The following is a 12,482-nucleotide window of genomic DNA, read 5'->3' as shown; positions in this document are numbered from 1 at the left end:
ATGGGTCTGCAATTGGGTTTTGCCGCGCTGCTGTTATTGCTGATTGCACTGGCGGGGTCGACTTTCCGCATTCTGCGCGAATACGAACGCGGCGTGGTGTTCCAGCTCGGACGCTTCTGGCAGGTCAAGGGCCCGGGTCTGATCCTGCTGATTCCGGCGGTTCAACAAATGGTTCGTGTCGACCTGCGGACCGTGGTGCTCGACATACCGCCACAAGACGTGATCACCCGCGACAACGTCTCGGTCAAGGTCAATGCGGTGCTGTACTTCCGCGTACTCGACCCGCAACGGGCGATCATTCAGGTCGAGGACTTTCTCATGGCCACCAGCCAACTGGCCCAGACCACGTTGCGGGCGGTGCTCGGTAAACATGAACTCGATGAATTGCTGGCCGAACGGGAACGGCTGAACGTCGACGTCCAGCAAGTGCTCGATGCCCAGACCGATGCCTGGGGCATCAAGGTGGCCACCGTCGAGATCAAGCACGTAGACCTCAACGAATCGATGATTCGCGCCATCGCCAAACAGGCCGAAGCGGAACGGGAACGCCGGGCCAAGGTAATCCACGCCGAAGGCGAATTGCAGGCCTCGGAAAAACTCATGCAGGCTGCCGAAATGCTCGGGCGCCAGCCGGGAGCCATGCAGCTGCGTTACATGCAGACGCTGAGTGCGATCGCGGGGGACAAGAGTTCAACCATCGTCTTCCCGCTGCCGATCGAGTTACTCAAGGGGATGGCGGATTTGTCGTCAAAATCCTGAGCCGATCTTTTTCCAACGCCTCATACGGTTCCCGCGCCCAGCGTTCCACCCGCTCACGAAGCAACGCCGAGGCTTCGCGATGCTTGCCTTCGCTGTCGTCGACAAACACCTGCGACGGCTGCTTGGCATGTTGCCCCGCCGCCGCAAACACCTGCCGGCGCTGCTCGATGTCCAAAGCAAAGAACGTTGCCAACCGCCCCGCCATGGCCTGCGGCAATTCGCTGTAATTCACCGCCCGGCCACCAAACGCCTGGCATTGCGCCAACCCCGACGCCAGCAACCGCCCCAATCGCCGAGCGATGTAATCCTCACGGCCGCTGAACGCAAGTTCGTCATCCAGCACACTGGCGCCGATCATCCCCGGCGCCATGTGCATGCCCGGGCGACGCAAATGCGAGACAGCAATCTCCAGCGGATCGCGATAAAGAAACAGCCACGGTGTTTCAGGGAAGCACTCGCGCAGTAACGGCAGTTCACCGATGTTCCAGGCGTCGAGTTTGATCACCAACCGTTGCTCCACGCCACGTCGACATTGCCCGTAGGTCGACAGTAACCCTTTGATCGCGGCACGGCGCTCGATGGCAGGCAAATCGCTGCGCAGCAACGCGTCCAGTGGCGGTGGTTCGCTGATGACAATGTGGTTGTCGAGTCGCGCCAGCATCTGGCTGATCAGGGTCGAGCCACAGCGGGACGCGTGAAAGATAAAGGCGCTCGGCGTCAGGCCGGGACTGCAAGCCCGCCAGTCCGCGAGGGTCGACAACGCCGTTTTCCGCCGAAACGCCTGATTGAACGGCAGCCGCAGCGCATCCTCCACGGCGTCACGAAAAAACGGCTGATGCAGCCGCGTGTCACCGAACCAGCACCAATCGACTTGCCATTGCCCAGCCTCTTGCCACACGCGAATCGGCAACCAGCCCTCGAAGTTCAGGCGCTCCATTGTTCAGTCCACTGGCGGCGACCGTCGCGCATCGCCGCGCGCAATTCTTCGCGGGTGAACACGAGGCCACGCTCGGCGGCCAACGCCAGGGTGCGGTCGATAAAGGCTTCGTTGTCCGGCAAACCTTGCAAGGTCTTGCACAGCTGCGGATCGTCGGTCAGCAGTGCCTTGAATTGCTCTAAAGCTTGATGACCGATTAGCGGCGACGGCGTGGTTGCCAGCCCGTCGATAATCGCCTGCTCCAGCCAGGCGCCGGGCCGGCAATCGAGCACCAGATGAATCCGTGCCCGGGTATCGCGATTGTCCACGCGATGGGGCCGCGAGAGGTCGAGATACCAGCATTCACCAGCGGTCATCGGCATGCGCTGGCCGTCCAGCATGAAGTCCACATGGGGTGGGCTGAGCAGCGGGATATGCAAACGCAAGTCCGCATCCGGTTCGCCCAGGTCATAGTCACGATGCTCATGGATGCGCCCGCCCGGGCCAAGTCGCAACAGGCGCGCGCAGACGATCTCCAGCGGCAGATCCCGCAGCCCTTGCTGCCATCGACCATCCCGTCGCCAGGGTTCGCGCAATCGAGGTTCACCGCTTCCGGGTGCCAGCTCGGTCAAGGCATCGGCCGCGGAAATCAGCGCCACGCCGCTCCAGTCGCCAGTGTAGTAAGCGCTGTTGAAGTGACCGTGCCAGTCGTCCTCACCGATCGCCCCCAGCGCCTGCAACAGCAACGGCAAATCCACCGTCACCGGTAATCGGGAGAATGCCGGCCAGCTCATCGCTTTGGCAGCACCGCGCATTCACCGAGCCAGGTCAGCAAACGGTCAAGACAGGCCTCGACCGATTGCGTGCCCGTATCGAGCACCAGCGACGCACACGGCGGTGATTCGTAAGGCGCCGAGACACCGGTGAACCCCGCCAACTCACCCCGTCGAGCACGGGCGTAGTGACCTTTGGGATCACGCTGTTCACACACTGCCAAAGAGGCGTTGCACCAGACTTCGCGATAATCCTCACCCAACCGTCGGGCAAACAGTTCGCGCAACTCCACCAAGGGCGCGATCATCGCGAGGATGACAATCTGCCCATTCTCGACCAACAGCGCCGCCAGCTCGCTGGCGCGACGGATGTTCTCCAGGCGATCACTGTCGGTGAACCCCAGATCGCGATTGAGCCCGACCCGCAGTCCATCGCCATCGAGCACCACACTCTGCACGCCATGATCGAACAGCTCGGCGTGCAGTGCCTGGGCCAATGTCGACTTGCCCGCCGACGGTAAACCGGTCAGCAGAATCGCCGTGCCGCGATGGCCGTTGCGGGCCTCCCGTTGGGCGCGGCTGATGCTCGCCGTCGGCGCCAGCAGGTTAGTGGACCGGGGCATGGGCCACCGGTACCGTGATATCGCCCGCCGCCCACGCCGCTTCGCGATTGGCCAGTGCGGTGGCGATGGACTGGACTTCGGTAGATTGCACCTCGTCCGGCAGCGGATCGAGACCGGCACTGGCGAAGATTTGCCCGTAAGCGTTGCGCAGGTCAGCGTAGGACAGGTCGCGACGCAGATCGGCCTGCAACGTGTTCAGCTCGCCCTGGATCAGATCCAGTTCACCCAGCCCGGCCGCCTGATAGCGGTTGCGCAGTTGACCGACGATTTGCCCGTCGATGTTCGACAATTGCTGATTGGTCTGGAACTGCCGCAGTGCTTCGCGGTAGTTGGCGTTGGCCACGTAGAGCTGGGCCAACACTGCGATGGACATCGCCTGACGACGTGCCGTGGCGACTTCTTCGCCGGCCTTGGCGACGTCGATCGCGGCGGGTGCGGAAATCACATTGAACAGGTTCCAGGTGACCTTCACCCCGTAATCCGCCCAGCCCTGCTCCACCAAAAACGAGTTGCTGTCGTAATGCCCGCCAGCGGAGAACTCCAGCCCTGGTAACAGGCGCAGCATGGCTTTGCGGGTTTCGGCCGCGCTGATGCGGGTCTGATAATCCTGCTCGCGCAACTCCGGCCGACTGGTCAGGGCTTCCTGCTCCAGGCTGGCGAGGTCGACCTTGAGTTCCGGAATGTCGTAATCGTCCTGGGTCGCCAGCGTCAGCTCGGTATTCAGAGGCAGGTTAATCAGGGTCGCCAACTCGGTTTTTGCCAGCGACAGCGCGCGGCGTTGCTCTTCCAGTTGCCGGGTGGCTTCGATCAGCGAACGCTGATAAGCCAACGACTGGATCGGATCGCCGATACGCTGTTGGCTCATGCTCTGGCTATTCTCACGGGCGGTGTCGACCCGGGCCATGAGGCTGTCGATCTGCTTGAGCAAACGTTCAGCGGCCACGGCTCGCCAATAGGCCGAGCGCACGTCCTGGACGATGGTGTTGATCACCTTGCGCCGACGTTCCTGCACGATCAGCCGCTGATCGCCCTGCTGCTTGGCGCTGATGTAGCTGACGCCGAAGTCGAGCACGTTCCAGACCATGGTCAGGTCCGCCACGTCACGGTCGCGGTCCTGGGAGGTCGACGGTTCCAGAGACTGGGTGCCGGTGCGCACGCTCTGGCTGCTGGAGGCGTTGACGTTGTTGCGCCCCACGTAACCGGCATCCAGCGCCATGCGCGGCAGCATGTCGAAACTGGCGAGGTCGAGTTGGCGCTTGGCCAGGGCTTCTTCCATGATCTTGAGCCGGCCTTCGAGGTTGTATTTCACCGCGCGGGCCATGGCCTGGTGCAGGGTCAGCGGGCCGCTGAGGGGCTCCTGACCCTTGTACATGTTTTGCAGATCGCTTTTGGCGCGCTGTTGGCTGACGCTGCGTTCGATCGGTTGACTGGTGACTGCACATCCGCTGATCGCCAGCGCCAGCAGGCTGGCGCCGAACAACTTATGACTTCTTTTCATCCTTGTATTGCCCCCGGTGCCGCACTGCTTTTAATGGTTTTTTCAGGCCTGCATTTCACTGATGCCGACTTGCTGCAAAGCCGCGGCCAGGCTGTCGACCTGCCGCTGCTCGGTGTCTTTGAGCTGTTGTAATTGCTGGCCAAGACTCGGTGCGCCAAACACGCCGCGCAGCCCTTGGGAAGCATCCCCCGCCCTGATTGACTGATTACCAAAGATGTTCAGCGAATCCCCCTCGCTACTGGTGGCCTGATTGAACAGGCTCGACAGCGTGCTGCTGCCGAAGACCCCACCATCGCCCCCGCCAAAGCCGAGGAAGCCGTGGCCTGAGCCATCGCCACCGTTGTCGCTGCTGGTGAATACCTGCGCGATGAAGCTTGGCGTCAACGCCCCGTGGTTCATGAAGATGTCACCCAGAGGGCGAATGCCATTGCCCATCACCCGTTGTTCAAACAACGGGGCAAAGGTCAGCGGCGAGCCGAGATCGCCAGTGGGTGGGGTGAAGATGATCGGTTGTAATGGCACGTTCGGCGGATCGGCCACGACCACCGGTGTCAACACCAAGGGGGGTGGCGTCGGTACGGTGTCGATTGTGTAGTTATTGGATACCGCAATGCTGGCGCCCAGGTTGCCCGCCAGGTCCGTCACATTGCTGGTGTCCAGCGCAATGAAGTTACTCGGATCGGTAATGTTCGCGGTGGGGGTGAAGGTGCCGGTCCAGGTCTTGCCGCCGTCGCTGCTGGCCAGATTGGTCAGTTCACCGTTGGTCACGCTCAAGTCCGACAAATCGAAGTTGCTGACCGCTTCGCTGAACGTGAAGGTCACCAGCGACGTCTGGCCAATCCCCAGCACCGGGTTGGCAACCACGATGCTGACGGTCGGGCGGGTCGCATCAAGTGCGTAGTTGTTGGAGATGGCGATGCTGGCGCCGGCATTGCCCGCAGCGTCGAGCACATTGCCGGTGTCGAGCAGGATCAGGTTGGTCGCATCATTGATGCTTGCGGTCGGCGTGAGTGTGGCGGTCCAGGTCACTCCGCCGTCGCTGCTGGCCAGGTTGGACAACACGCCATTGGCCACGCTGAGGTCCGACAGGTCGAAACCGGACACCGCTTCGCTGAAGGTAAAGGTCACCGTGGTGGTCTCGCCGATACCCAGTTTATTGTCCGCGACCACAATGGTCGCGGTCGGGCGCGCGGTGTCGATGGCGTAGTTGTTGGAGTCAGTCACGCCGACGCCGCTGTTGCCCGACACGTTGGTCACACCGCTGTTGTCCAGGCTGATCAGGTTCGTGGTGTCCGTGACGCCGGCTGCAGGGGTGAACGTCGCGGTCCAGGTCACGCCGCCATCGCTGGACGAAACGCTGCTGAGGGTGCCGTTGGCGACCGTCAGGTCAGCATTGGTAAAACCGCTCACCGCTTCGCTGAAGGTAATGGTCACCAGCGAGGTTTCACCGGCCTTGAGGGCACTGTCGGCAACGACGATGGTGGCGGTCGGCACCTGGGTTTCCACTACATAGTTGGCCGAGTTGGTGGTGCCTGCTCCAGTGTTGCCAGCCACGTCCGACACGCCGCTGTTGTTCAGGGTAATGAGGTTGCTGGCGTCGGTAATCCCGGCAGTCGGGGTGAAGGTCGCGGTCCAGGTGAGGCCACCGTCGCTGCTGCTGACCGCGCTCAAGGTACCGTTGGCGACGCTCAAGTCACTGTTGTCGAAACCCGTCACCGCTTCGCTGAAGGTGATGGTCACCAGGGCGGTTTCCCCCGGCTTCAGGGTCGAATCACTCAACACAATGGTGGCGGTCGGGCGCTGGCTGTCGATGGCGTAGTTGTTGGAATCCGTGGTGCCGCTGCCGGCGTTGCCCGCCAGGTCGCTGATCCCGGTGTTGTCCAGGGTGATCAGGTTGGTGGTGTCGTTGATGCCCGCCGAAGGCGTGAAGGTCGCCGTCCAGGTGATGCCGCCATCGCTGCTGCTCACCGCGCTCAGCGTACCGTTGGCGATGGTCAGGTCGGCGTTGGTGAAACCGCTCACCGCTTCGCTGAAGGTGATGGTCACCAGCGAGGTTTCGCCGATTTGCAGCGCCGTGTCCGCGACCACGATGGTAGCCGTCGGGCGCACGGTGTCGATGGCGTAGTTGTTGGAATCGGTGGTGCCGCTGCCCACGTTACCGGAGGCGGCCGCCTGCACGCCGGTGTTGTCCAGGGTGATCAGGTTGGTCGCGTCGGTGATGCTGGCGGTCGGGGTGAACGTGGCTGTCCAGGTGATGCCGCCATCGCTGCTGCTCACTGCCGTGAGCGTACCGTTGGCGATGGTCAGGTCGGCATTGGTGAAACCGGTGACCGCTTCACTGAAGGTAATGGTCACCAGCGACGTTTCACCGATTTTCAGCGCGTTGTCGGCCACCACGATGGTGGCCGTTGGCAGCACCGTATCGATGGTGTAGTTGCCCGAGTTGGTGGTGCCACTGCCGGTGTTGCCGGCCACATCGGTCACACCGGTATTGTTCAGGGTGATGACGTTGCTCGTGTCATTCACGCCGGCGGTTGGGGTGAAGGTCGCGGTCCAGGTGATGCCGCCATCGCTGCTGCTCACTGCCGTGAGCGTACCGTTGGCGATGGTCAGGTCGGCATTGGTGAAACCGGTCACCGCCTCGGAGAAGGTGATCGTCACCAACGATGTTTCTCCGGCACTCAGGGCGGCGTCCGCCAAAACGATGGTGGCCGTCGGGCGTTGGCTGTCGACGGCGTAATTGTTGGAGTCGGTGGTGCCGCTTCCAGTATTGCCGGCCCCATCGGTCACCCCGGTGTTGTCCAGGGTAATCAGGTTGGTCGCATCGGTGATGCTCGCCGCCGGTGTCAGGGTTGCGGTGTAGGTGATGTTATCGCTGGTGCTCAGACTGCTCAGGGTACCGTTGCTCACCGTCAGGTCGGCGAGGCTGAAGCCGGTCACCGCCTCGGAGAAGGTGATGGTCACTACCGAAGTCTGACCCACCGCCAGCGCCGAGTCCGCGACCACGATGGTGGCCGTCGGGCGCACGGTATCGATGGCGTAGTTGTTGGAGTCGGTGGTGCCGCTACCGGCGTTGCCCGAGGCGTTGGTCACACCGCTGTTATCCAGGGTGATGACGTTGCTGGTGTCGGTGATGGCGCTGGTCGGGGTGAACGTGGCCGTCCAGGTGATGCCGCCGTCGCTGCTGCTCACCGCGCTCAGTGTACCGTTGGCGATGGTCAGGTCGGCGTTGGTGAAACCGCTCACCGCTTCGCTGAACGTAATGGTCACCAGCGAGGTTTCACCGATTTTCAGCGCATTGTCGGCCACCACGATGGTCGCCGTCGGCAGCACCGTATCGATGGTGTAGTTACCGGAGTTGGTAGTGCCGCTGCCGGTGTTTCCGGCCACGTCGGTGACACCGGTATTGTTCAGGGTGATGACGTTGCTCGAGTCATTCACGCCGACGGTCGGGGTGAAGGTCGCGGTCCAGGTGATGCCGCCATCGCTGCTGCTCACCGCCGTGAGCGTACCGTTGGCGATGGTCAGGTCGGCGTTGGTGAAACCGCTCACCGCTTCGCTGAAGGTGATGGTCACCAGCGAAGTTTCACCGGCACTCAAGGTGGTGTCTGCCAGGACGATGGTCGCGGTGGGACGGACCGTGTCGATGGCGTAGTTATTGGAATCGGTGGTGCCGCTGCCGGCGTTGCCCGACAGGTCGCTGATCCCGGTGTTGTCCAGGGTAATCAGGTTGGTGGTGTCGTTGATGCTGGCCGAAGGCGTGAAGGTCGCGGTCCAGGTGATGCCGCCGTCGCTGCTGCTCACCGCAGTGAGCGTACCGTTGGCGATGGTCAGGTCGGCGTTGGTGAATCCGCTGACCGCTTCACTGAAGGTGATCGTGACCAACGAGGTTTCACCAATTCTCAACGCCGTGTCCGCGACCACGATGGTGGCTGTCGGGCGGACCGTGTCGATGGCGTAGTTGTTGGAATCGGTCGTGCCAGTGCCTACGTTACCGCTGGCGGCCGCCTGCACGCCGGTGTTGTCCAGGGTGATCAGGTTGGTCGCGTCGGTGATGCTGGCAGTCGGGGTGAACGTCGCCGTCCAGGTGATGCCGCCGTCGCTGCTGCTCACCGCGGTGAGCGTACCGTTGGCGATGGTCAGGTCGGCGTTGGTGAAACCGGTTACCGCCTGATCGAAGGTGATGGTCACCAGTGACGTTTCGCCAATTTTCAGTGCGTTGTCGGCTACCACGATGGTCGCGGTCGGCGGGGCGGTGTCGATCACGTAGTTGTTCGAGTTGGTGGTGCCGCTGCCGGTGTTGCCCGCCAGATCACTGACTCCGGTGTTGTTCAGGGTGATCAGGTTGGTGGTGTCGTTGATGCCCGCCGAAGGCGTGAAGGTCGCCGTCCAGGTGATGCCGCCATCGCTGCTGCTCACCGCACTCAGCGTGCCATTGGCGATGGTCAGGTCGGCGTTGGTGAAACCGCTCACCGCTTCGCTGAAGGTAATGGTCACCAGCGAGGTTTCGCCCGCTGTCAGCGTTGTATCGGCCAGCACAATCGTGGCGGTCGGGCGCACCGTGTCGATGGCGTAGTTATTGGAATCGGTGGTGCCGCTGCCAGCGTTGCCCGCCAGGTCGCTGATCCCGGTGTTGTCCAGGGTGATCAGGTTGGTGGTGTCGTTGATGCTCGCCGAAGGCGTGAAGGTTGCGGTCCAGGTGATACCGCCGTCGCTGCTGCTCACCGCCGTGAGTGTCCCGTTGGCGATGGTCAGGTCCGCATTGGTGAAACCGCTCACCGCTTCGCTGAAGGTGATGGTCACCAGCGAGGTTTCGCCGATTTTCAGCGCATTGTCCGCCACCACGATGGTGGCCGTCGGGCGGACCGTGTCGATGGCGTAGTTGTTGGAGTCGGTGGTGCCGCTGCCCGCATTGCCGACAGCATCGATGACCCCGGTGTTGTCCAGGGTGATCAGGTTGGTCGTGTCGCTGATGCTGGCGGTCGGGGTAAAGGTCGCCGTCCAGGTGATGCCGCCGTCGCTGCTGCTCACCGCAGTGAGTGTGCCGTTGGCGATGGTCAGGTCGGCATTGGTGAAGCCGGTCACCGCCTCGCTGAAGGTGATCGTCACCAGTGAGGTTTCGCCGATTTTCAGCGCATTGTCCGCCACCACGATGGTCGCGGTCGGACGGAGCGTATCGATCGCATAATTGTTCGAATCGGTGGTGCCGCTACCGGCGTTGCCCGCGAGATCGCTGACCCCGGTGTTGTTCAGGGTAATCAGGTTGGTCGTGTCATTAACGCTGGCCGAAGGCGTAAAGGTCGCGGTCCAGGTGATGCCGCCATCGCTGCTGCTCACTGCGGTAAGTGTACCGTTGGCAATCGTCAGGTCGGCGTTGGTGAAACCGCTGACTGCTTCACTGAACGTGATGGTCACCAACGAGGTTTCACCAACACTCAGGCTGGTATCGGCCACCACCAGGGTCGCGGTCGGGCGCACGGTATCGATGGCGTAGTTGTTGGAGTCGGTGGTGCCGCTACCGGCGTTGCCCGCCAGGTCGCTGACTCCGGTGTTGTCCAGAGTGATCAGGTTGGTCGTATCGGTGATGCTGGCGGTTGGGGTGAAGGTTCCCGTCCAGGTGATGCCGCCATCGCTGCTGCTCACCGCCGTGAGCGTACCGTTGGCAATCGTCAGGTCCGCGTTGGTGAGACCGGTGACCGCTTCATTGAAGGTGATGGTCACCAGCGAGGTTTCGCCGACTTTCAGCGCATTGTCCGCCACCACGATGGTCGCGGTCGGGCGTACGGTGTCGACCGTGTAGTTATTGGAGTTAGTGGTGCCGACGCCAGCGGTGCCCAGGCCGTTTATCACGCCGGTGTTGTCCAGGGTGATGACGTTGGTCGTATCGGAAATACTGGCGGACGGGGTGAACGTTGCCGTCCAGGTGATGCCGCCATCGCTGCTGCTGACGGAGCTCAGGGTACCGTTGGGGATAGTCAGGTCCGCGTTGGTGAAACCGGTCACGGCCTCGGAGAACGTGATGGTCACCAAGGACGTTTCGCCGATGCTCAGCGTGGTATCAGCGACCACAATGGTCGCGGTCGGCGGTGGCGAATACGCGGTGTTGAGTACGCCACCGTCGTTGTAGATAGTCGAGAAAGAGGTCGGCGAGGTGCCGGTTGAACCTCCGCCCTGCGCGGTACCGCCTGCACCACTGGCTGCGGCATTACCAGCCAGGGCCGCGAAGTTGGCAGCCGTGATCAGCAGCGTGCCTTTGTTCCAGATCGCACCGACGCCCCGGCCGCCAATGCCGCCATTACTGGCATTGCTGCCTTGGCCACCACCACCGCCACCGCCGCCACCGGCGCCGATGTTGTTGCTGATGGTCGACGTGCCGATGACGGTTATGGTGCCGCTGCTGGCGTTGTAGATCCCGCCTACCGCGTTGCCGCCAGCACCACCTACCTTGTCCCAACCGGCCCCGCCGCCGCCACCGCCAATGGAAATCGTGCCATTGGTGGCCGTCGCACCGTTACCGCCATTGCTGTAATAGGAAACGCCCACCCCGCCAGCACCGCCAGTGGTGGAACCACCGCGACCGCCCATGTGGGTGGCGTCATAACCGCCGCCATAACCACCGACACCGCCGCTGCCCGCCTGGCCGCCCAATGTGCCGGTGCCCGGCCCTGCCGAACCGCCGTGCCCGCCGCCCTGGCCGCCCAAACCGCCACCGCCACCGCCGCCTCCGCCGTAAAAAGCGCCCGTGACACCGCCGCCGCCACCACCACCGGAAGCGGCGTTGGAGGTCACGGTAACGTTTTTCAGGGTCAGTATCCCTGCGTTGAAAATCCCCCCGGCCATTGCGCCCGTGGCGCCGTAGCCACCGTTGCCACCGTTGCCCGCCACCAGGCCACGGGTGATCACCAGGCCATCGAGTGTCACCGTGCTGCCAGACGCCACTTCAACCACTCGGGTCTTGTACTGACCATCAAGAGTCACATCTGCCACACCGTCGTTGTTCAAGTCGCCATCAACGTAGACGTTCTTGTTGATCAGCAATTCGGAGGTCAATTGCACCGTCATGCCAGTGCTGAATGTGACGATATCGCCGCTCTGCGCCGAGGCGAGGGCGGCACGCAGCGAGCCGACGCCCGTGTTGGCGTTGTTGGTGGCGGTCCAGGTGGCCAGGCCCCACTGATACTCGCTCATGGCCGTGGTCGAGAGCACGTTGGCGCTTTCGATGTTGCCGGTGGCGATTTCCAGATTCCAGTCGCCACCGACCCCGGTGCGGTTGCTGGAAGCGGCGATATCACGACCGGTCAGTTGCGCCAGCGAGTCGACAAAACTCAAGCCACGCTCGCCTTCGGCGGTGTAGCAGCCGTAGATCATGATGTCGCCGCCGACGTTCATGTCCTTGCCGATTTCCGCCAGCACGGCGCTGCGGGCCGCGACGTTATCGGCCGACAGATAACTGTTACCCAGCCACAGATCGCCTGCGTTGCCGTGAGCGATGATCTGCACCGAACTGATGCCTTGATGGGTATCGAGGTAGTCGGCAATCTGCTGCAAGCCGTCCTTGCTCGCGTCCAGCTGAACCACCTGAGTACCAGGCGCGACGCCTTTAAGCAGGCTGTCGGCGTCCTTGACCCGCGAATCGACGAACACCACGCTTTGCCCCGGCACCGCGACAGGCGTCGGGGTTGGCGTGGCATCGGCCTGGCCGTGGGTGTCCTTGCTGGCGACCGGCTGATCGGCGGTCGGTGCCTTGACCGCGTCGGCCGTGGTATGGGTGTCAGCCTGGGCAGTATCGGCCACCGTGGCGGCCACCGCACCATCGAACAGCATGCGCGGCTCCAGGGACATGATCATTGGCGAGGCCAGCGCTCGTGCGCCTTGAGTAACCCGCGACTTGCCTTTGCTCCACCACATGCTGC

At 62.7% G+C, this 12,482-nt stretch carries 6 protein-coding genes; 1 reads left to right on the top strand and 5 read right to left on the bottom strand.

The features are described 5' to 3' along the window. Positions 1 to 759: a slipin family protein gene (locus PSH69_RS00770; RefSeq protein WP_019581674.1), complete on the top strand. Its 759-nt coding sequence runs from the start codon at positions 1 to 3 to the stop codon at positions 757 to 759. On the opposite strand, the gene PSH69_RS00765 is transcribed toward PSH69_RS00770, so the two are convergent. The 5 genes from PSH69_RS00765 to PSH69_RS00745 are packed head-to-tail and all read right to left on the bottom strand — an operon-like array spanning position 725 to position 12,477. Continuing rightward, entirely contained in the window at positions 725 to 1,696 is a 972-nt protein-coding gene (locus PSH69_RS00765) for a sulfotransferase family protein (protein WP_305410737.1), read from the bottom strand. The two genes, PSH69_RS00770 and PSH69_RS00765, sit on opposite strands and share 35 nt — an antisense overlap. Beyond that, positions 1,684 to 2,469: an aspartyl/asparaginyl beta-hydroxylase domain-containing protein gene (locus PSH69_RS00760; protein ID WP_305412765.1), complete on the bottom strand. Its 786-nt coding sequence runs from the start codon at positions 2,467 to 2,469 to the stop codon at positions 1,684 to 1,686. The genes PSH69_RS00765 and PSH69_RS00760 overlap by 13 nt, the downstream gene beginning before the upstream one ends. Further along, a complete protein-coding gene (gene cysC, locus PSH69_RS00755; RefSeq protein ID WP_305410736.1) occupies positions 2,466 to 3,071 on the bottom strand; it encodes an adenylyl-sulfate kinase in 606 nt (201 codons plus the stop codon). Before cysC ends, PSH69_RS00760 begins: the two co-directional genes overlap by 4 nt. Further along, positions 3,055 to 4,569, bottom strand: coding sequence for a TolC family protein (locus tag PSH69_RS00750; protein WP_305410735.1), 1,515 nt, complete (start codon positions 4,567 to 4,569; stop codon positions 3,055 to 3,057). Before PSH69_RS00750 ends, cysC begins: the two co-directional genes overlap by 17 nt. Before the next feature lie 42 nt (positions 4,570 to 4,611). Beyond that, the gene (locus PSH69_RS00745) at positions 4,612 to 12,477 is read right to left on the bottom strand and encodes an Ig-like domain-containing protein (protein WP_305410734.1); all 7,866 of its coding nucleotides are present in this window, start codon (positions 12,475 to 12,477) and stop codon (positions 4,612 to 4,614) included. Between the last annotated feature and the right edge of the window lie 5 nt (positions 12,478 to 12,482).

Origin of the sequence: Pseudomonas sp. FP1740, assembly GCF_030687165.1 — a bacterium.
In the GTDB taxonomy this organism is placed as follows: Bacteria; Pseudomonadota; Gammaproteobacteria; order Pseudomonadales; family Pseudomonadaceae; genus Aquipseudomonas.
The sequence above is the reverse complement of the archived record's forward strand: the minus strand, read 5'-3'. Positions and strand labels throughout refer to the sequence as shown.

Bases quoted from the DNA above. Each gene is read 5' to 3' on its own strand.
- PSH69_RS00770 (WP_019581674.1), top strand. From the start codon at position 1: ATGGGTCTGCAATTGGGTTTTGCCGCGCTGCTGTTATTGCTGATTGCA.
- PSH69_RS00765 (WP_305410737.1), bottom strand. From the start codon at position 1,696: ATGGAGCGCCTGAACTTCGAGGGCTGGTTGCCGATTCGCGTGTGGCAA.
- PSH69_RS00760 (WP_305412765.1), bottom strand. From the start codon at position 2,469: ATGAGCTGGCCGGCATTCTCCCGATTACCGGTGACGGTGGATTTGCCG.
- cysC (WP_305410736.1), bottom strand. From the start codon at position 3,071: ATGCCCCGGTCCACTAACCTGCTGGCGCCGACGGCGAGCATCAGCCGC.
- PSH69_RS00750 (WP_305410735.1), bottom strand. From the start codon at position 4,569: ATGAAAAGAAGTCATAAGTTGTTCGGCGCCAGCCTGCTGGCGCTGGCG.
- PSH69_RS00745 (WP_305410734.1), bottom strand. From the start codon at position 12,477: ATGTGGTGGAGCAAAGGCAAGTCGCGGGTTACTCAAGGCGCACGAGCG.